Origin of the sequence: Novosphingobium sp. ZN18A2 (assembly GCF_036784765.1) — a bacterium.
Taxonomy (GTDB): domain Bacteria; phylum Pseudomonadota; class Alphaproteobacteria; order Sphingomonadales; family Sphingomonadaceae; genus Novosphingobium.
Window position 1 is genome coordinate 3,022,576 of the sequence record NZ_CP136651.1, and the last position, 19,925, is coordinate 3,042,500.

At 63.3% G+C, this 19,925-nt stretch carries 21 protein-coding genes and 1 tRNA gene (1 of these 22 running past the window's edge); 10 read left to right on the forward strand and 12 right to left on the reverse strand.

The genetic code is table 11. The annotated features are described in order from the left end of the window. Positions 1-766 precede the first annotated feature (766 nt). The 3 genes from RXV95_RS14415 to RXV95_RS14425 all read left to right on the forward strand — a co-directional run bounded on the left by RXV95_RS14415 (position 767) and on the right by RXV95_RS14425 (position 3,086). A complete protein-coding gene (locus RXV95_RS14415; protein ID WP_338466725.1) occupies positions 767-1,156 on the forward strand; it encodes a hypothetical protein in 390 nt (129 codons plus the stop codon). A 205-nt stretch (positions 1,157-1,361) separates the two neighbouring features. After that, positions 1,362-1,778 (forward strand): hypothetical protein, encoded by a 417-nt coding sequence (locus RXV95_RS14420; protein WP_338466726.1) that lies wholly within the window; start codon positions 1,362-1,364, stop codon positions 1,776-1,778. 123 nt (positions 1,779-1,901) lie between these two features. Then, positions 1,902-3,086, forward strand: coding sequence for a glycosyltransferase family 1 protein (locus RXV95_RS14425; RefSeq protein ID WP_338466727.1), 1,185 nt, complete (start codon positions 1,902-1,904; stop codon positions 3,084-3,086). Positions 3,087-3,128: 42 nt separating this feature from the next. On the opposite strand, the gene RXV95_RS14430 is transcribed toward RXV95_RS14425, so the two are convergent. The 3 genes from RXV95_RS14430 to RXV95_RS14440 form a co-directional block, all read right to left on the reverse strand. Further along, positions 3,129-3,566 (reverse strand): hypothetical protein, encoded by a 438-nt coding sequence (locus RXV95_RS14430; protein ID WP_338466728.1) that lies wholly within the window; start codon positions 3,564-3,566, stop codon positions 3,129-3,131. An 89-nt stretch (positions 3,567-3,655) separates the two neighbouring features. After that, complete coding sequence (locus RXV95_RS14435) at positions 3,656-4,003, reverse strand: DUF2218 domain-containing protein (protein ID WP_338466729.1); 348 nt, start codon at positions 4,001-4,003, stop codon at positions 3,656-3,658. Positions 4,004-4,020: 17 nt separating this feature from the next. Continuing rightward, entirely contained in the window at positions 4,021-4,632 is a 612-nt protein-coding gene (locus tag RXV95_RS14440) for a PadR family transcriptional regulator (protein WP_338466730.1), read from the reverse strand. Between the two features lie 208 nt (positions 4,633-4,840). On the opposite strand from RXV95_RS14440, the gene RXV95_RS14445 reads away from it, so the two are divergent. After that, positions 4,841-6,166, forward strand: a complete 1,326-nt coding sequence (locus tag RXV95_RS14445) for a replication-associated recombination protein A (RefSeq protein WP_338468577.1) — start codon at positions 4,841-4,843, stop codon at positions 6,164-6,166. Beyond that, complete coding sequence (locus RXV95_RS14450) at positions 6,163-7,053, forward strand: hypothetical protein (protein ID WP_338466731.1); 891 nt, start codon at positions 6,163-6,165, stop codon at positions 7,051-7,053. The genes RXV95_RS14445 and RXV95_RS14450 overlap by 4 nt, the downstream gene beginning before the upstream one ends. 215 nt (positions 7,054-7,268) lie before the next feature. On the opposite strand, the gene RXV95_RS14455 is transcribed toward RXV95_RS14450, so the two are convergent. After that, positions 7,269-7,344, reverse strand: a tRNA-Thr gene (locus tag RXV95_RS14455). Positions 7,345-7,447: 103 nt separating this feature from the next. Here RXV95_RS14455 and RXV95_RS14460 point away from each other — a divergent pair. From RXV95_RS14460 to RXV95_RS14470, 3 genes are all read left to right on the forward strand, one after another. Then, positions 7,448-7,660, forward strand: coding sequence for a DUF2158 domain-containing protein (locus tag RXV95_RS14460; RefSeq protein WP_338466732.1), 213 nt, complete (start codon positions 7,448-7,450; stop codon positions 7,658-7,660). Further along, on the forward strand, positions 7,657-7,914 hold the full coding sequence (locus tag RXV95_RS14465; RefSeq protein ID WP_338466733.1) for a hypothetical protein: 258 nt from the start codon (positions 7,657-7,659) through the stop codon (positions 7,912-7,914). The genes RXV95_RS14460 and RXV95_RS14465 overlap by 4 nt, the downstream gene beginning before the upstream one ends. A 513-nt stretch (positions 7,915-8,427) precedes the next feature. Then, positions 8,428-9,777, forward strand: coding sequence for an MFS transporter (locus tag RXV95_RS14470; protein WP_338466734.1), 1,350 nt, complete (start codon positions 8,428-8,430; stop codon positions 9,775-9,777). Between the two features lie 3 nt (positions 9,778-9,780). Here the strand turns inward: RXV95_RS14470 and RXV95_RS14475 are convergent, their stop codons facing one another. The 7 genes from RXV95_RS14475 to RXV95_RS14505 are packed head-to-tail and all read right to left on the reverse strand — an operon-like array spanning position 9,781 to position 16,432. Continuing rightward, positions 9,781-10,761 carry a HoxN/HupN/NixA family nickel/cobalt transporter gene (locus RXV95_RS14475; protein WP_338466735.1) on the reverse strand — a complete coding sequence of 327 codons (981 nt, stop codon included), beginning with the start codon at positions 10,759-10,761 and terminating at the stop codon, positions 9,781-9,783. Beyond that, positions 10,758-12,065, reverse strand: coding sequence for a (Fe-S)-binding protein (locus RXV95_RS14480; RefSeq protein WP_338466736.1), 1,308 nt, complete (start codon positions 12,063-12,065; stop codon positions 10,758-10,760). The genes RXV95_RS14475 and RXV95_RS14480 overlap by 4 nt, the downstream gene beginning before the upstream one ends. Positions 12,066-12,070: 5 nt before the next feature. After that, positions 12,071-13,807 (reverse strand): nickel-dependent hydrogenase large subunit, encoded by a 1,737-nt coding sequence (locus tag RXV95_RS14485; protein ID WP_338466737.1) that lies wholly within the window; start codon positions 13,805-13,807, stop codon positions 12,071-12,073. Beyond that, positions 13,804-14,463 carry a hypothetical protein gene (locus RXV95_RS14490; RefSeq protein WP_338466738.1) on the reverse strand — a complete coding sequence of 220 codons (660 nt, stop codon included), beginning with the start codon at positions 14,461-14,463 and terminating at the stop codon, positions 13,804-13,806. Before RXV95_RS14490 ends, RXV95_RS14485 begins: the two co-directional genes overlap by 4 nt. Then, entirely contained in the window at positions 14,460-15,566 is a 1,107-nt protein-coding gene (locus RXV95_RS14495; RefSeq protein WP_338466739.1) for a hydrogenase small subunit, read from the reverse strand. Before RXV95_RS14495 ends, RXV95_RS14490 begins: the two co-directional genes overlap by 4 nt. Next, positions 15,556-15,960: a hydrogenase expression/formation C-terminal domain-containing protein gene (locus RXV95_RS14500; protein WP_338466740.1), complete on the reverse strand. Its 405-nt coding sequence runs from the start codon at positions 15,958-15,960 to the stop codon at positions 15,556-15,558. The genes RXV95_RS14495 and RXV95_RS14500 overlap by 11 nt, the downstream gene beginning before the upstream one ends. Continuing rightward, complete coding sequence (locus RXV95_RS14505) at positions 15,953-16,432, reverse strand: hydrogenase maturation protease (protein ID WP_338466741.1); 480 nt, start codon at positions 16,430-16,432, stop codon at positions 15,953-15,955. The genes RXV95_RS14500 and RXV95_RS14505 overlap by 8 nt, the downstream gene beginning before the upstream one ends. Before the next feature lie 142 nt (positions 16,433-16,574). Between RXV95_RS14505 and RXV95_RS14510 the strand changes: the two genes are divergently transcribed. After that, entirely contained in the window at positions 16,575-16,820 is a 246-nt protein-coding gene (locus tag RXV95_RS14510; RefSeq protein WP_338466742.1) for a HypC/HybG/HupF family hydrogenase formation chaperone, read from the forward strand. Positions 16,821-16,827: 7 nt separating this feature from the next. Here RXV95_RS14510 and RXV95_RS14515 read toward each other — a convergent pair whose 3' ends face one another. Then, positions 16,828-18,711, reverse strand: a complete 1,884-nt coding sequence (locus tag RXV95_RS14515) for an AMP-binding protein (protein ID WP_338466743.1) — start codon at positions 18,709-18,711, stop codon at positions 16,828-16,830. A 233-nt stretch (positions 18,712-18,944) separates the two neighbouring features. Between RXV95_RS14515 and acs the strand changes: the two genes are divergently transcribed. Continuing rightward, positions 18,945-19,925 carry the 5' portion of an acetate--CoA ligase gene (acs, locus tag RXV95_RS14520; RefSeq protein ID WP_338466744.1) on the forward strand. Its footprint extends 969 nt past the window's final position, so only the first 981 of its 1,950 coding nucleotides appear in the window; its start codon is at positions 18,945-18,947; the stop codon falls past the right edge of the window.

Consider the following 19,925-nt stretch of genomic DNA (forward strand, 5'->3'; position numbering starts at 1 on the left):
TATAATAGCAACATATCTTACCACGAGGTTACATTCGATTTCATATATAGCTTTGCCAATATTTTTAGTGTTAATGACAACTTTCTTATATTCTCTGCATCTAATGCTTAGGGTTTCTAGGATAAAAGAGGTATTTTTTTATTCCTTAGGAAGGATTTCTGTTTTCCCAATTTGGATTGGAATGATTTTTCTCGCTGGCTTCCCAAATATCCAATCGTCATTGCTTGGGGATATAATTTCAGTTCTTATATTTTTATCAGCATTTTTATTTGTTGTTTTTGGACCTGGATTCATATCACCTCCATCCCAATTTGATACATTTGATATATCCGAGTGAATTAGAGCACGTTGACCAATTACTCGCTAAATGAGCGTCCGCTATCGGGGCGTCCGAAAGGCAGCCCCAACTACCGGCGTGTCGGGGGCTGGCTGCCGCCGCGCGGGTGTCTGAGCGCCCTTTCCTACACACCTGCCCCCATGCGAAAGACGGCAACGCTCTTTCTCATGGTCGATCGCTGCAACCGCGCGCTTCGCGGAACGGTTGTCTGTGCCCGGCGCCGGCCTCTGCCGGGTTTTCGCGCAAGGCACCGTCAACACCGTCAACTTCGCTCCGCTCCATTCATACAACTTTCGACAAACCTGAACGAAAGCTGCGAGGGTTGCTCCGACCCCGTTCAGTTTCGTTCATGTACAAAGAGGTCAAGCTGAACGACCGGACCGTTTTCCGGCTTCGGCCAACCAGGGAAACGAATACGGAGCAACGACCATGAAAAGCATTCTTGCAAAGACTTCGCTGGGCGCCGCGGTTGCCGCGATGTCCCTTGCCACGATGGCCCCGGCCGCGCAGGCCCGCGATTACGACCGCCACCACGGCGGCGACACCACGGGCGCCGCGATTGCCGGCGGGATCATCGGCCTGGCGCTGGGCGCGATCATCGCCAGCTCGTCAAACGATCATGACCGCTATCGCGACGGCCGCTATAACTATGGCAACAACGGCTACGCCTATGGCGACTACGTCTATCGCGACGGATATTACTGGGACCGGAACGGCCACCGCTACAACCGCCGCGAGATGGAACGCCACCGTCGCGACTATTACCAGCGCCGCGGATACGACAACCGGTACCAGGGCTATTACGGTCGCGGGTACTGATGAAACTGCCGATCCCGGAACCCCGGGGGCAAACGGGGGCGGAACCGCCCGGCGTGGTTCCGCCCTTCGTTCGGCCGTGCCCGGGGGCCGGTATCCGGTCCGCGCCGGGGGAACGGTTAACAGCCGGTTCAGAGCCCCTGGCGCATGAAGCGAAGGTAACCGTCGCCGCGCCCCGACCTTGCGCGGCGAACGGGGGAGACACACGATGAACATCCTTGGCAAAGCAACACTCGCCGCAGGAATGGGCGCAATGGCGCTGGCCGTTGCCGCACCCGCGCAGGCGCGCGACCATTACCGCCATCGTGGCGGCGGAGACGACGCCGCCATCGCGATCGGTGCGGGCATTGTCGGCCTTGCTGTGGGCGCGGCGATCGCGTCTTCGGACGACGACGACGGATATTATTACGACGGACCGCGCGGATATTATTACGGACCGACCTATTACCCGGCCTATCCGGTCTATCCCGCCTACCCCGCGTATCGCGGATACTATTACCAGTCCTATCCGGCCTATCGCGGTTATTACCGCGATCATTGGCGTCACGAACGGCGCGAAGATCGCCGCGAATGGCGGCGCGAAGGCCGGCGCGACTATCACCGCGATTACCGCCGCGGACATTGAGCGTTCCCTGGAGGTGCGCGCCGGGCAAAGTGTGGCACGGCGCGCACATGGGACGCCCTTCGGGCCGCGCGGGTGAGAACTTTTCCTGACAATTGGACAGAACGCGGCTATGGGCCGCTGACCATGCCCGCCAGTATCAATTCCCGTATCCCGTCCGAAACCTCGGACCTGCGCGTCGCGCTGTTCAGCGGCAACTACAACATGGTTGCCGACGGACCGACGCAGGCGCTCAACCGCCTTGTCGGCCACCTGCTGCGCCACGGCGCGGCGGTGCGCGTCTATGCGCCGACGATCCCCAACCCGGCCGTCGAAGCGACGGGCGACCTTGTCAGCCTGCCGTCCTTCGCCATTCCGGGCCGCAGCGAATACCGCGTGACGATGGGCCTCCAGCCGCACATCCGGCGCGACCTGAAGGAATTCGCGCCCAACGTGCTGCACGTGTCCTCACCCGATCCGGCGGGCCACCGCGCGGTAAGCTGGGCGCGCAAGCGCGATATCGCGGTGCTCACATCGGTCCACACGCGCTTCGAAACCTATCCGCGCTATTACAACCTGGCCTTTACCGAACCGCTGCTGGAAGCCCTGCTGCGCCGCTTCTATCGCCGGGCGGACGCGCTTGTCGCGCCTTCGGAATCGATGGCGCAGGTGCTGCGCGACCAGCGCATGAACTATGACATCGGCATCTGGTCGCGCGGGGTCGACCGCGATGTGTTCAACCCCGGCCGCCGCAGCATGGAATGGCGCCGGGAACAGGGCTTCGGCGACGACGAGATCGTGATCGGCTTTTTCAGCCGGCTGGTCATGGAAAAGGGGCTGGACGTCTTTTCCGACGCGGTCGACGAACTGCGGCGCAAAGGCGTGAAGCATCGCGTGCTGGTGGTCGGCGAAGGCCCCGCGCGCGAATGGTTCCAGAACCGCCTGCCCAATGCCGTGTTTACCGGCTATCGCGGCGGCGCGGACCTTGCGACCTCTGTCGCCAGCATGGACCTGCTGTTCTTCCCGTCGATCACCGAAACCTTCGGTAACGTGACGCTGGAAGCCATGGCCTGCGGGTTGCCGGTCGTCGCCGCACAAGCCACAGGCAGCGAAAGCCTTGTGGACGACCACGTTTCGGGCCGGTTGATCCGGCCGGGCGCGATCCACCAGTATGCCGATGCACTGCAGGCTTACGTTACCGACGCGGACCTGCGCCGCCGGCACGGCGCGGCGGGGGAACAGCGCAGCCTGGAATTCAGTTGGGACCGGATCAACCAGTCGGTCGCTGACACCTACCTGAGGCTCGTCCGGCAACGGGCATTGCGCAGCTGACGGCAAGGATTTTGGCAGCAAACGCTGTCAGCATCGGGCCGTTCAGCGCAGCACACCCGCCCCGCGCAAGCGCACGGCATACCAAAGCTGGAGCACGAGGACGACCGCGATCACGACCTGCATCGCGATCATCGCATCGGATCGCGCAAATCCCGGCATTGCCACGGTCATCTGGTAACCCTGGGTGATCGCCAATCCCAAGAGCGACAGCGCGAACGCGGCCACCGCATAACGCGACCGGGCCAGCAAAAGGATGGACCCGGCCAGAGAGCCCCACACGCCCAGCGCCCAGAACCCCGTCAGCCACGCGGGCAAAGCATCGAGATAGGCGATCATTTCCGGTGGAAGCTGGGCAAGGTAGGCCGGATTGCGCAGGTTGGTCATCGCGTAATCATAACACCCGAAGCTGTTCCAGAGCAGGCCCGCTACACCGACAGCCCAAAGGTGCCAGGGCGCGCGCGCCTTCATAGCATCGTTCATGGCAATTCTCCCCCGGCCACGCGGCCGGAGGAGAAATTACGTCCGATACGGATCGTCTGCAATCCCGGTGCAGACCGGGTCTCGCCGGGTCAGGATTCGTCCCGCCATTCGAACGGCAAGGGCGCTTCGCGAAAGGCGAAGCGGTCCACGTGGCGCGAAACCGCCCCCTTCAGCCCGTCACGTTGCGCAGGCTCGCTCGCATCGATGCGGCATTCCAGCGTTTCAGGCGTGGCCGACAGCGTTACCGTGGCATCGCCCACCCAGTTGTTGCCGCGCGCATCGTGCGGAAACACGATCGTGCCCTTCTGCGCGTCGAATTCCACCTTCAGGTTGTGCTGCCAGTGCTTGCACAACTGCTGCAGGTAACGGCTGGCGCTTTGCGTTGGAACGCTGGCCGTGGCGCTGCTGTTTTCAGGGCTGTTTACGGGGCTTGTCATATCGGTCACGGTCTCCTTCAAAGTCGTTCGATCCGGCGTGCCGCATCGTCGATGATATCGGCGATGCCATGCGCGGCTTCGATATCGAACCCCTCGGCCATCGCGCGGTTCCGCAACACGGCCATCAGGTTGCCCATCGCGCGGCGAACCGGCGGGCTGGCCTGGCGGTTGCTTTCCTCTGCCACGGCCTTGAGCCGGGCCAGCAGCGCATCGGCTTCGACCGAACGTTCGTCCAGCTCCTTGCGCCCGGCTTCGGTTACGACGAACGGCTTGCGCGCGCCCTCTCCCTCGGCTTCGTCGATCATCCCTTCGTCAAGCAGCAAGCTGAGCGTGGGATAGACCACGCCCGGGCTCGGCGCATATTCGCCGCCGGTCATTTCCTCGATCGCCTTGATCAGATCATATCCATGGCGGCTTTCGTCGGCGACCATGCGCAGCAGGACAAGCCGCAGTTCGCCGCTGGCGAACATCCGCTTGCGCCCGCGACCGCCCCGACCACCGCCAAAGCCGCCACCGCCGAAGCCGCCGCCAAAGCCGCGTCCGCCACGTCCGCCGCCGAAGCCCGGCCCCATGCCGAAGCCTTCGCCGAGCCCGCCGGCCAGAATCGCCTTGTAGGCGTGTTTTCCCATACCTTGGCCCAAACCGTGGCCCATTCCGCGACCGCGCCTGCGGCCGCCTCCACCGTTGCCGCATTCGCCGCGGCCCATCCGGTTCATTCGCATCTCGTTCATTACTCCATATCTTGAGATGCTCTTAAGATATATCTTAATGCGCTCTTGGCAAGAGGGAGATTCAAAATTTTTCGCAATGTCGGCCCAATCGCCCTATCTCGCGCAAATGGCCGACCTTTTCGCCGACGACCTGCCTGCCGGATCGGGCGCATCCGATGCCCCGGACGAGAATGCCCCGCTTGCCGATCGCCTGCGGCCGCACGCGCTTGCGGACGTTGTAGGCCAATCGCACCTGACCGGGCCGGAAGGCGCGATCGGGCGCATGGTGGCGGCGGGCAAGCTTTCCTCCATGATCCTGTGGGGGCCGCCGGGCACCGGCAAGACCAGCATCGCGCGCCTGTTGGCCGATGCCGTGGGCATGCGCTTCGCCGCGATCAGCGCGGTGTTCAGCGGCGTCGCCGATCTGAAAAAAGCCTTCGCGGAAGCCGAAACTTACGCGAAGACCGGCAAACGCACGCTTCTGTTCGTGGACGAGATCCACCGCTTCAACCGCGCCCAGCAAGACGGTTTTCTGCCCTTCGTGGAAAACGGCACGGTCACGCTGGTCGGCGCGACGACGGAAAACCCCAGCTTCGAACTCAACGCCGCGCTGCTGAGCCGCGCGCAAGTGCTGATCCTCCACCGGCTGGACGCCGCCGCGCTGGAAGAACTGCTCTCGCGCGCTGAGGCGCTGCTTGATCGCGCGCTACCGGTCACCGCCGATGCGCGCGCCGCGCTGGTTGCCAGTGCGGATGGCGACGGGCGCTTCCTGCTCAACCAGGCCGAAACGCTGTTCGACGTGACGTTTGAAAGCCCGCTCGATCCGGCGGGGCTTTCCGGTTTCCTCCAACGCCGCGTCGCGGTTTACGACAAAGACCGTGAAGGGCATTACAATCTCATCTCCGCGCTGCATAAGTCCTTGCGCGGGTCCGATCCGCAGGCCGCGCTCTATTACCTTGCGCGGATGCTGGTGGCGGGCGAGGAACCGCTTTACGTGCTGCGCCGTCTGGTGCGCTTCGCCAGCGAGGACATCGGCCTTGCCGACCCGCAAGCGCTGGTTCAGTGCCTTGCCGCGAAGGACGCTTACGATTTCCTCGGCTCGCCCGAAGGCGAACTGGCCGTGGTGCAAGCCTGCCTCTATTGCGCCACCGCGCCCAAATCGAACGCCGCCTACAAGGCACAGAAATCCGCGTGGAAAAGCGCGAAGGAAACCGGCAGCCTGATGCCGCCCGCCAACATCCTCAACGCGCCGACCAAGCTGATGAAAGACGTGGGATACGGCGCGGGATACGCCTACGACCACGACGCGGAAGGCGGCTTTTCAGGCGCGAACTACTGGCCCGAAGAAATGCAGCCGCAAACCTATTACGCGCCGGTAGAACGCGGGTTTGAGCGTGAGGTGCGCAAGCGGCTCGACTATTGGGACAAGTTGCGGAGCGAACGCGCGGGATGATTGCACCGGGCCGCTTCCGGCACTTTCTGGCAATAGACTGGTCCGGCGCGGTCGGCCCCCGGCAAAAGGGCATAGCGCTGGCGATCGCTCTGGCCGATGGCGGCGCGCCGGTGCTGGTCGATCCGGGCCGGGGCTGGTCGCGCGAAGACGTGCTGGTGATCCTGCGCGACGATCTGCCCGCCGATACGCTGGTCGGCATGGACCTGGGCATTTCGCTGCCCTTTCACGACGCGGGCGCATTCTTCCCCGGATGGGACCGCAGCCCCGCCGATGCCCGCGCGCTGTGGGCGCTGATCGACGAAATCTGCGCGGATGACGAGCACCTTGCCGCGACCAGCTTTGTGCGCCACCCGCAAGCGGGGCGGTATTATCGCCATTCGCAGGATCACGTGGGCGACCGTTTTCACTTGCCCGATGCGCCAACGCGCGAAGGCCGCTTTCGCGTGGCCGAGCATGCGCAGCGCGCGCAAGGGGTGCGTCCGGTCAGCAACTTCAACCTTGTCGGCGCGGCACAGGTGGGCAAATCGAGCCTTACGGGGATGCGGCTGCTGCACCAACTGGAAGGCCGCGTGCCGGTGTGGCCCGTCGATCCGCTGCCGCCCACCGGTTCCGCCATCGTCGAGATATATACCTCGCTCGCCGCCCTGTGTGCCGGCGGCCGCAAGAGCGCGACCAAGATCAGGACATACGAACAATTAAACGAAGCGCTGGCCGTGCTGGACACGCCCCCGGTCGCGGGCGCCGGTCCGATAGACGATCATTCGTCAGACGCGCTTATCACCGCCGCATGGCTGCGCGCCGTCGCGCACGACGCGGCGCTGTGGACCCCCGCCGGGCTGACTCCTGAAATCGCCGTGACCGAGGGCTGGACCTTCGGCGCCCGGTGATTGCCGGTGCCAGCGATCTTGTCAGTGTTCTCTTGTGAAAGCCACGCCGCCGCATTAAGCGGACCGCTCAAAGCGCGGGCGGCCTTTTGCCCGCCGACATGGAATGCCGGCTTAGCACAGTGGTAGTGCAGCGGTTTTGTAAGCACAAAACAACCGCAGATTTCTGCGGGTTTCAGACCCTTAGTCGCTAATTAGTCGCTCAAATTTTGGGCAGGTGGTGCCGGTTGCGGGACTCGAACTCGCGACCTACCGCTTACAAGGCGGTTGCTCTACCAACTGAGCTAAACCGGCATTGGAGCGGCCTGTACGGCAGAGTGAGTTTTGTCGCAAGCACCTTGAAACTGGCGCATGTTCTCCTATCTTCTCCGCAGCTTAGCCGAACAGGGGTTCGAAAATGGCGAATAAGTTCAATCACGGCGATGTTGTAGTGATAAAATCCGGCGGACCGCCGATGACGGTTGATAGGGTTCCTGGAGAGAAAGCTGTCGATTACCCTTACGAAGATAAAGACGAATATCATTGCGAATGGTTCAAAGGCGCGAGTGCTCAACGTGGTTATTTTGCTGAGCATCTCCTCGAAACCTACACGCCTCCTGCAAAGAAATGACACCCGACGAAGCCGCTGAGTGGATGCTGGCGGAGTTTGAGGCGAAGCGCTTCCTCTACCAAGAGGAAGCAGCGACCCACCTGCTACATCTGCACGACGAGCAACTTGCCTACTATGATGGGAATGGCAACGTTTGCGTTGGTAGGAAGGTTCTCACCGCATTCAACAAGCTCACGCCTGATGCGGTGTATGAACGTACCGAAAAGTTTTGGCGCGACCGGCTCCCGTCTGACCAGTCAGGTCGCCAACAATAATAGTACAACACAAAAACCCGCCTCTGGGATACGCCCGGCGGGTCTGCTATATATAGTCTAAGGACTTTCACCTACCTCTGGCTATCTCCTACATACTAAGGCCATTGAGAAGTCTGCTCACGCGGTTCGGGGAGACACCCTGTATCTATGAGCCTCTCGGTCCTCACATTGAATTGTAAACTCAGAGAGAACATTTGTCGAACTTCGTAGTGTGGATTAGTCTCTTTCTAGTCGCATTTTCCCAAAGGCGCTTTTCTGAGACTTTTCTCTCATATCAAGAATGCCTTAGCGGATGAGACCATCTGTTATGGAAACCGGTGCCCGCGCAACTTATTGATTTTCTTATGAGCCTCGGCCGTTTGTAAACCGAAGGTCGGGGGTTCAAATCCCTCAGCCGGCACCATTCCCGCACTGCAATTGGACAGATTGACCACTGGCGCACCGCGTCCCGGCGCGTTAGGGCGCCTGCGGGGACTTATTTGATGCCGGGCCAAATACGGGATTGCGATTGCAATGACGCCTAACGAGAAACGCGCGGCCAGTTCGCTGGCGGCTGTCTTTTCGGTCCGGCTGCTCGGCCTGTTCATGATCTACCCGGTCTTCGCGGCCTATGCGCACAACCTGGCCGGGGCGACCGCCTATACAATCGGGCTGGCGCTGGGCATCTATGGGCTGACGCAAGGGCTGTTGCAGATTCCCTTCGGCCTTGCGTCCGACAGGATCGGGCGCAAGCGGATGATCGTGCTGGGCCTGCTGATCTTCGCCATCGGCAGCGCAATCGCGGCGATGTCTCACACCATCATGGGCATGGTCATCGGCCGCGCGATTCAGGGCGCGGGCGCGGTGGGATCGGTGATCCTTGCGCTGGTGGCGGACCTTACCGCGGAAGAAAACCGCACCAAGGCGATGGCGACGGTGGGCATCACCATCGGCTTTTCGTTCATGGTCGCGGTTGTTGCCGGGCCGATCGCGGCAAGCATCGTGGGCGTTTCGGGCATCTTCTGGTTGATGGTGGTGCTGGGCCTTGCGGGGATTGCAATCACCCTGTTCGTGGTGCCACACCCGCCGCGCGCGGTGCATCACCGCGACGCGCAAGTTACCGCATCGATGTTCGGGCGCATCCTGCGCAACGGAGAGCTTCTGCGGCTCGACTTCGGCATTTTCGCGCTTCACGCGATGCTGACCAGCAGTTTCCTTGTCATGCCGCAACTGCTCAAGGCATCGCTGGGCATTACCGCGCAGCAACAGTGGATGGTCTATCTGCCGGTATTCGCCATCGCGGTCATCGTGATGGTCCCGGCGATCATCATCGCGGAAAAGCACCGCAAGATGAAATCGGTGGTCGTGGCGGCGATTGTCGCGATGGCGGCAACGCAAGTGCTGCTGATCTTCGCCAGCACCAACACCATTGCCTTGCTGGCGGGGGTTACGGTGTTCTTCACCGGCTTCAACATCATGGAAGCCACGCTGCCTTCGCTGGTGACGAAAACCGCCCCCGCCGAAGCCAAGGGCACGGCCAGCGGCATCTATTCCAGTTCGCAGTTCATCGGCATTTTCGTGGGCGGCGTGTTCGGCGGCTGGGCGCACAAGACCTGGGGCAATCCGGGCGTGTTCATGCTGTCTTCCGCCATCGCGCTGGCATGGGTGCTGATCGCCGCGACGATGCGCGAACCGCGATACCTGACGACGCGCCTGCTGCGCGTGGAAGGCGATGCCGACGCCGGATCGCTGGCGGAACGGCTGAAGCAGGTGCCCGGCGTGGCAGAGGCACTGGTGGTGGCCGAGGAAGGGCTGGCCTATCTCAAGATCGATTCGCGCACCTTTGACGAGGACGCGGCGCAGGCCGTTCCCGGCATCGGCTGACCGTCAGGCGCGTGCGCGGCGCGCTGCCGCTGCCCGCGCCGCAAGCCACAAGGCGGCGAACAGCGCAATCGCGGCATAACCGCCCCATTGCCGCAGCCATCCGGCAAATCCGCCCTCACCCGCCGAAACCATCGCCATGACCTGCACCGTGCCCACCGCCAGCGCGACCACCACGGACGCGAACGTCACCGCGATGTTATAGGTCAGCTTGCGGCGCGGCTGCACGAAAGCCCAGCCATAGGCTCGCGCCATCAGCGCCGAATCGAGCGTATCGACAAGGCTCATCGCGGCAGTGAACAGCGCGGGGAATATCAGGATAGACCAGATCGCCGCGCCGTGCGTTGCGGCAGAGGCGGATATGCCCAGCACCATGATCTCCGTCGCGGTATCGAACCCCAGCCCGAACAGCACGCCGACAAGGAACATGTGGCGGCTGCGCGTGACAAGACGGAACAGCGGGCGGAACAGGCGCGCCAGCGGTCCGCCCGGTACCAGCCGCTCGTCAAGCTCATCGCCCGCGCTTTCGCCGTGTCGTCCGCGCCGGAACGCGCGGACAAGGCTGGCAAGGACGAACAGGTTGGCAATCGCGATGGCGAACAGGAACAGCACCGAGACGCCCGGCCCGACTACGCTGCCGATTTCACGCACGCGGGCAAAGCCGGGGCTGGCCGCGCTCGCCACCAGCGCCGCGCCGATTGCCGCGAGCCACACGACAGTAGAATGGCCGAGCGAGAAGAACAGCCCGGTCAGCATCGGGCGCGCCGGGGCGTGAGCCGTGCCATGCACCAGCTTGCGCGTCGCCCCGTCTATCGCGGCAATATGGTCGGCGTCGACCGCGTGACGCAGGCCGAGAATCCACGCGAGGCTGGCCGCACCCAGCAGCACTGGCTGTTCGCGGAACAGCACAAGCGCCAGCGCCCAGACCACGACATTCGCAAGGGCGAGCGAGGCGAGCAGCCGGGCAACGTCACCGCGAAACCTCATGCCTTCGCGCCTTCCTCCTTGCTCGCTTCTTCCTTGGCCCCTTCCTTCTCAACCAGCGCATCGGCGACCATTTCGACAAGGCTCAGCAATTCGCCGTCCCAGTGGAGTGCCTCCTTGCTTTCGTCCATCGTCAGCCGGCAATTGGCGCAGGCGGACACCAGCTTCTTGGTGCCGGTCGCTTCGGTCTGCTTTACCTTCAGTTCGAAGACCTTGTGGCGCAGGTCCGCCGCGCGGCCCATCGCCTGCACGCCGCCCCCGCCGCCGCAGCACCAGTTCATGTCGCCGGTGGGCGTCATCTCGCGGAAATCGGTGGCAAAGCCGTTCAGGATATCGCGCGCGTCCTGCGTCGCCCCGCCACGGCGCGAAACCTGGCAAGGGTCGTGATAAGTGATCGCATCGGCATAGGGCTTCATCTTCAATTTGCCCTCGCGTTGCAGCTTCGCGATGTATTCGGTGATGTGCAGCACCTCGAACGGCAGTTCGCGGCCGATCATGTTCGCGCCCGACCAGCGCATCACGCCATAGGCATGGCCGCATTCGGGGATCACCACGGTTTTCGCGCCGATTGCCTCTGCCGCCTCGACGATGCGCATCACCATCGTTTTCGCGATGTCTCCGCGCCCGGCGAGATAGCCGAAGTTGGTCGCTTCATAGCCCTTGGTGCTGAAGGTCCAGTCCACCCCGGCGTGGTTCATGATCTTCGCCATGGCGACCAGCGAATCGGGATATTTCATCGCTTCGATGGACGAGACGGTCAGCAGCACATCGGCCTTGGCCTTGTCCGTCGGCATGTCGGTTTCGAAATCGTCTTCCAGCCATTCGACGCGGTCCATCAGCTTTTCGGGAGACAGGCCCAGCGGGCTGCCGTGATCGCGCGAGTTGACGGCGGCCGCTTCAAGGTCTTCGGGGCCAAGCCCTGCCGCCACGAACGCCTTGCGCGCCTGACCGACGATGGAGGCGATATCGATCCCCATCGGGCAGATCGTGGTGCAGCGCCCGCACATCGTGCAGCTGTCGAACAGCAGTTCTTCCCATTCCTGAAGGTCTTGCTCTGTAACCTTCGGGATCAGCCCCAGCCAGCCTAGCGGCGAGCGTTGCCGCTTGTAGGCCTTGGCCATCGGAAACAGTTTGTAGGCGGGCGTATAGCGCGGATTGCCGGTCACTTCATGGAAGTGGCACGCCTCTGCGCACATCCCGCAATGGACGCAGGCCTCAAGGTAGCTGACGAGGTGTTCTTCCGTCTGCGACAGGAATACGCGGGCGGCGGCATCTGCGTCTATCGGCCGTTTGGTGACTTCGTTCATGGCGTTCACCTCACCTTGACCTGCACCATCTCTTCGCCGTCCTTGTCTGTGACATGGACCGCGCAGGCGATGCAGGGGTCGAAAGAGTGGATCGTGCGCAGGATCTCCAGCGGCTGCTTGGGATCGTGCAGCGTATGCCGGTCCATCAGCGCGGCTTCATAGGCGCCCGTCTGCCCCTTTTCGTCACGCGGGCCGGCGTTCCATGTGGAAGGGACGACCGCCTGGTAATTGGCGATCTTCTCGTCCTCTATCACGATCCAGTGCGCCAGCGCGCCGCGCGGGGCTTCCATGAAGCCCACGCCCTTCGCCTTGCCCGGCCAGCTTGACGGGTCCCACAGCGCCTCGTTGTGCACGGACAGGTCGCCGGCGCGGATGTTGGCCACAAGCTCGTCGTACCAGGTGCCCATCTGGTCGACCACGATCTTGCTTTCCAGCGTGCGCGCGGCGGTGCGGCCCAGTGTGGAGAACATCGCGGTCAGCGGCAGGCCCAGCTTGCCCAGCGCCATTCCGGCCAGTTGCTTCGTCGGTTCATGCCCGCTGGCATAAAGCATCAGCACGCGCGCCAAGGGGCCGACTTCCATCGCCTGCCCCTTCCAGCGCGGCGATTTCAGCCATGAATAGGCGTTGGCGACATCCAGTTGTTCGTAAGGTGGTTGCGGGCCGGTAAAGTGCAGGTTGGTTTCCCCGTCATAGGGGTGCAGGCCCTGTTCCTTGCCGCCACTGTAATCGTACCAGCTATGCGCCACGAACTCCTCGATCTCGCCCGGCGCGTTAAGGTCTATCGGGTGGATCGTGGAAAGGTCGCGGTTCAGGATCACGCCCGCCGGAATCATCCAGCTTTCCTTGCCGCCATGGCCCTTCAGCGGAAAATCGCCATAGGTCAGGAAGTTGCCCAGCCCCTCTCCGCGCGCGAACCAGTCCTTGTAGAACCCGGCGATCGCCAGCGTATCGGGCAGATAGACCTGATCGACGAAGGCCTGCATCTTCGTGATGACATCCTTCACCTTGTTCAACCCGTCGATGTTGAGCGCGGTTGCCGCGCTTGCCCCGCTGCCCACGCTGATGGGAGACGGCGCGCCGCCGACAAGGAAGTTGGGGTGCGGGTTCTTGCCGCCGAAAATCGCGTGGAGCTTCACCACGTCGCGCTGCCACGACAGCGCTTCCAGATAGTGCGCCACCGCCATCAGGTTCGCTTCGGGCGGCAGCCTGTATTCGGGGTGCCCCCAATATCCGTTGGCGAAAATGCCTAGCTGCCCGCCTTCGACAAAATTCCGCAGCGTCTTTTGCGTTTCCGCGAAATAGCCGGGGCTGGATTTCGGCCAGGCAGAGATAGACTGCGCCAGCGCGGAGGTTGCCTTCGGATCGGCCTTCAGAGCGGAAACCACGTCCACCCAGTCCAGCGCGTGCAGGTGGTAGAAATGCATCACGTGGTCGTGCACGTATTGCGCGGCGATCATCAGGTTGCGGATGATCTGCGCGTTGGCCGGAATCTCGTATTGCAAGGCATCCTCGACCGCGCGGACCGACGCGATGCCGTGAACCAGCGTGCAAACCCCGCAGATACGCTGAGCAAAGGCCCACGCATCGCGCGGATCGCGGCCCTTCAGGATCGTTTCGATCCCGCGAACCATCGTGCCAGAGCTATAGGCATCGGTGATCTTGCCCGCGTCGTCCGTCGCGGCCTCTATCCGCAAGTGACCTTCGATCCGGGTGATCGGATCGACTACGACACGCTTGTTCATACGTGTGCCCCCCGGCGGCTATAGAAAATTCCCGTCTGCGTGCGCGTGACGAACACCAGGAAGGCGTGCATCAGCTTGCCGAACGGGAAGGAAACAAGGAACAGGCAGACGCTGAGGATGTGGATCGCCAGCAGGTCTTCATACCGGATCCACAAGTGCGAAACCGCCGCCAGCCCGGTAATCACCGGCAGCGTGGTGACGAACCACGCCCAGTAATCGGTGAACGTGGAAATCACCTTCAGTACCGGGCTTGTCAGGCGGCGGACCAGCATGAACACCAGCGCCGCCAGCGTAACCACCGACACGGCGGAAATCACCGCCGTCGGCAACCCGCCCCAGTGCAGCCCCGTGATCGAACGGATGAACTGGATGTGCTGGCCAAAGCCGAACACGATCACCGCCAGCCCGATGTGGAAGGTATAGGACGCGATGGTGTTCACCAGCGTGCGCGAGGCGTATTCCCTTGCCGGCCACATGTGCCGCACAAATCCGCCGACCGTTCCCGAAACCAGCGCGCCGCCGGTAAGCCTGGCTTTCGACCGGTCTTTCGTGCGGGGAAGGAACAGCAGCCACGCCAGCCGCCAGATCACGCCGAACACGAAGACGATCATCGCCGCTTCTATTGCCGGGCCGCGCGCGAATTCGAGCAGGTTCATTTCACGTTCCCCTCTTCCTCTGCGGCTTTCTTCTTGCGCTGGCGGGCGAGCATCGCGGTGCCCGCGCCCGCGACAAGGCCGACCGCGCCCGCCGCGCCGATATCGCGCCCGCGATGCCGCGTTGGCTGCGGCAGCGTCTTGTAGAAGCCGCCCATGTCCCAGAAGTTCGGTTCGGAGCAGCCGAGGCAGCCGTGGCCCGACTGGATCGGGAACGACGTGCCGCCGTTCCACTTGGTCGTCGCGCAGGCGTTGTAGGTGACCGGCCCCTTGCAGCCCACTTCATAGAGGCACCAGCCGTTGCGCGCGCCTTCGTCATCGAAGGACTTGGCGAACAGGCCCTTGTCGTAGAACGGGCGGCGATAGCAGCGGTCATGGATCGAATCGCCGAAGAACGGCTTTGGCCGTCCAAGGTGATCGAGCGGCGGCAGCTTGCCGAAAGTGACGAGGTAGGCGATCGTCCCGGCGATCACTTCGGGCACCGGCGGGCAACCCGATACGTTTATCACCGGCTTGTCGGTTATAATGTCGCTGACCGGCACCGCGCCGGTGGGGTTGGGATGTGCGTGCGGGATGCCGCCGAAAGACGAACAGGTGCCGACCGACAGGATCGCCAGCGCATCTTTCGCGGTGTCCTTCAGCACTTCAAGGTTGGTCTTGCCCGCCGACGTGGAATAGACCCCGCCGTCCCTGGTGGAGACGGACCCGTCGACCACCACAACGTATTTGCCCTTGTTGGCCTCCATCGCATCGAGGCGGGCCTTTTCCGCCGCTTCCCCGGCGGCGGCCTGAAGCGTTTCCTGGTAGTCGAGCGAAATGAGGTTGAAGATCATCTCTTCGACCGAGGGACTGAAGGACCGGGTAAGCGATTCGATGCAGCCGGTGCATTCCTGGAACGAAAGCCAGATCACCGATTGCCGCTTCGATCCCGCCAGAGACTGCGCGATTGCGCGGCCCGCGGTTGGCGGCAGCGCCATCAGCGTGGCAAGATAGCTGCCGTATTTCAGCAGCGACCGGCGCGACACGCCCTGCCGCGCCAGCGCCTCGCCGACGGTCCCTTTCCCGTTCGCCCAATCGTCCATCGGCTCCTCCTGCTTACGCGTCACCAGGGTCGCGCAAGGCGATATGCTCGCGCATGCGAATGGCGGCCGCGCGTGCGTCCGCCGGATCGGTTTTCAGAATTTCGGGCAGCAGCGTGATTTCCACCTGTTCGGCAATCACTTGGCCATCGGTGCCCTTGTGCCGCACCCACCACACGCCGTTGAAGCGCGTCTCCCACACCTCGCTCTCACCCATCGCCGAAAGCGTGGCATGGACTTCGCCGCGCCCCAGCGCGCCTTCCAGCTCCTGCCGGTCCGCCTCGCTCATCGGCAGGCCGCGCAAATCGATCGCCGCCTCGGTGCCGTCGCGCGCAAGTGCCTCGAGGTGCTCGAGGATCTCCTGCTCCACCGCGCGGGCAAGGCCGGTACGCACGCTCTCGAACGGGCCGGCGTCATGCATGGACGCACCACGCATCGACAAGGCCGGTCACGATTTCGCACACTTGCGGCACCGCATCGGCCACCGCGCCTTCCGCTTCCATGCCCCAGCCGATCCGGCCCGGCTGGACGCCGATCAACACGCGCTTTTCGGGCGACCGGCCAACCAGTTGCGCGGCAGCCAGCAGGTCGGCCAGCGCGACTTCGTGCGCGCTGCGCTTCTTGCCGCCCAGCTGGACCTCTATCTCGCCATCATGAAACACGCCGATGGCGCCCGGTGCTTGCCCCAGTTCCATCGCATCGACCACGATTAGCGCGGCGCAATCCTCTATATCGGTGAGCAGGGAAAGGCCGATCGTGCCGCCATCGCGCAAGGCCACGGAAGGCGGAAGGCCCGCACTTTCCAGCGCGCGGATCACATGGATGCCGACACCGTCATCGGCCTGGAGCAGATTGCCCAGTCCCAGCACCAATATGCCTGATCCCCTGTCCATTACATCGAGTTCCCTTTGCGAGGGGCACTTCCCGTATTTGCAGGTAAGCTAATCCGAATCGGATCTCATTGACAGTGGTCAATCGCAATCGTCTTATATTCGCATAGTCTTTTATGGATCAGGCGGCAGGAGGAACGCGCCCATGTGCCTCGGCATTCCGATGCGCATCGTCGAACGAAACGGTTTCACCGCGCGCTGCGAAGCGCGGGGGGTGGAACGCGACGTGAGCCTTTTCCTGATGCAACACGAAGACCTGGCGCCGGGAGACTTCGTGATGGTCCACATGGGCGAAGCGCTCGAGAAGATGAGCGCCAGCGCCGCGCAGGAAGCCTGGGCACTCTATGACGAGATGCTCGCCGCCGAAGCCGTGCCCCTTCCGCCGGTCTGATCGAACATCACGAAGCGTCGGCGGGCGCCACCACATCGCGCAACATCGCGGGCACCGAGGGGTCCTCGATAGTCGGCGGCGTGGCGAAATCCTCTCCGTTCACAATCTTGCGCAGCAGGTTGCGCAGGATCTTGCCAGAACGCGTTTTTGGCAGTTGCGGCACGACGTAGGCGGTCTTGAGCGCAGCCACCGCGCCCAGGTCTTGCCGCACCGCCGCGATCACCCGCGCGGCCATCGTATCGTCGCCTTCCGCACCGGCGCGCGGGATCACGAATGCGACGGGAATCATGCCCTTCAGGCTGTCGTCGGCGCCGATCACCGCGCATTCGGCCACGCCGTCAACCTGCGCGACGATTTCCTCCATCTGCCCGGTCGAAAGCCGGTGGCCCGCCACGTTGATGATGTCGTCGGTGCGGCCCATGATGTTCAGGAAACCATCGGCGTCAAAGTGGCCGGCATCGCCTGTTTCGTAATAGCCGGGAAAGCCCGCGAAGTTCTTTTCGTATCCCGCGTGGTTGTTCCACAGCGTGCGGAAAGCGCCGGGCGGCAGCGGCGCCTTGATCGTGATCGCGCCGCTTTCCCCTTGCGCAACAGGCTGCCCGTCGTCGCCCAGCACGACGAATTCGTACCCCGGCACCGGCAGACCCGCGCTGCCCGGCTTGCGGCGCAAGTCGCCCAGCGCGAAGCAGGTGGCGATGGCCGGCCAGCCCAGCTCTGTCTGCCACCAGTGATCTATCACCGGCAGGCCCGATTTTTCCTCCAGCCAGCCGATCGTTTCCGGATCGGCGCGTTCCCCGGCCAGGAAGATGACGCGCAGCGGACCCGTGCCGGTTTCTTCCAGCAGCTTCGCCTCCGGGTCTTCCTTGCGGATCGCGCGGATCGCGGTGGGCGCGGTGAAAAAGGTCTTCACACCGTGGCGCACGATCGTGCGCCAGAATGTGCCGGGATCGGGGGTGCCGACGGGCTTGCCTTCGAACAGCACCGTCGTCGCGCCCGCCAGCAGCGGGCCATAGACGATATAGCTGTGGCCCACGACCCAGCCCACGTCGCTCGCCGCCCAGAACGGATCGCCCGCGCCGATATCGTATATGTTGGCCATCGACCAAACGAGCGCGACCGCGTGCCCGCCATTCTCGCGCACCACACCCTTGGGCGCGCCGGTCGTTCCGGATGTATAGAGGATATAAAGCGGATCGGCCGCGGCGACCGGCACGCAGGCGGGCGTGGGATCGCCGGCGCATTCGGTGCGCAGGGCTTCCCAATCATGGTCTCGCGACGCGAAGAGTTCCGCCTGCAATCGCTCCCGCTGGAACAGCACGACATTGCTCACATCGTGCCGGGAAAGCGCCAGCGCCTCGTCGACCATGGGTTTGTAGGCGATGGTCCGCGCGCCCTCGATCCCGCAAGACGCGGTCAGAACCACCTTCGGCGTCGCGTGGTCGATCCGCTTTGCCAGTTCGTGCGCCGCGAAGCCGCCGAAGACGACCGAATGGATCGCCCCGATCCGCGCGCAGGCCAGCATGGCGAAAACGGTTTGCGGGATCATCGGCATATAGATCACCACGCGGTCACCCCGGCTCACGCCCAGACGCGCCAGCATCGCGGCCACGCGCTCCACCTCGCCCAGAAGTTCGGCATACGTCCACCGCGCCACCGTGTCGGTAACCGGGCTGTCGTATGCGAGCGCAAGCGTGTCTCCGCGCCCCGCCGCCACGTGCCGGTCGATACAGTTGAAGCAGGTGTTCAGCGTTCCGCCCGGAAACCAGCCTTCATCGGGATCGTAGGCCGCGCGCGGCGGCACGTTCCAGTCGATCGCCCGGGCGGCGTCTGCCCAGAACGCCTCGGGATCGCTGATGCTTTGCGTCCAGGCACGTTCGTAGGCTTCGCTCATGCTCGTATTCCCGTTCCGTTTCGCCGCCATGCCTTGCCTTGCCGCAGGCGATGCCGCTGTCCCTTGACCTGCCGCAAGATGCGGCGCTTTGCCGTGCATTACCATAGGCCGATTGGACCATGGGACTACGACCATGGTCCGGGGTTTCGCGAATGGGCATCCGGCGTCTATCATGGCCGCCGTGTGCGGCCGCACGGACGCGGCCCGGGATTCAGTCAGGAGAGGCGTAAGAAATGAGCGAGGCGATCCATCCGGTTCCGGCGCAGTGGGCGCAGGATGCCCTGATCGACAACGAAGGTTACTTGCGCGAATATCGCCGCTCGGTCGACGATCCGGAAGGCTTCTGGGCCGAACACGGCAAGCGGATCGACTGGATCAAGCCCTTCACCAAAGTGAAGAACACCTCGTTCGACGAAGCCGATTTCGGCATCAAGTGGTTCGAGGACGGTACGCTGAACCTCTCCGCCAACTGCCTTGACCGGCACCTTGCCGACCATGGCGACGACGTAGCCATCCTTTGGGAGCCGGACAGCCCGGACGAGGACGGCCGCCGCATCACCTATCGCGAACTGCACGAACAGGTCTGCCGCTTCGCCAACCTGATGAAGGCGCGCGGCGTCGGGCGTGGCCACCGCGTGACGATCTACCTGCCGATGGTGCCCGAAGCGGCCGTGGCAATGCTCGCCTGCGCGCGGATCGGGGCCATCCACTCGATCGTATTCGCCGGCTTCTCGCCCGATGCGCTCGCCGGGCGCATCCAGGACTGCGATTCGACCATCGTGCTGACCGCCGACGAAGGTCTGCGCGGCGGACGCAAGGTTCCGCTCAAGAAGAACGTGGATGAAGCGCTCGACCATTGTCCGGCGGTTTCGACAGTGATCGTGCTGAAGCGCACCGGCGCCGACGTAACGATGAAGGATGGACGCGATATCGACTGGGCTGAAGGCGTTGCATCGCAGCCAGTCGATTGCCCGGCCGAGGAAATGAACGCGGAAGATCCGCTGTTCATCCTCTACACTTCCGGCTCCACCGGAAAGCCCAAAGGCGTGCTTCACACCACCGGGGGCTATTCGGTCTGGGCATCGATCACGCACGAATACGTGTTCGATTACCGCCGCGGCCAGGTTTACTGGTGCGCGGCCGATATCGGCTGGGTCACCGGCCATTCCTATGTCGTTTACGGCCCGCTGATGAACGGCGCGACGACCGTGATG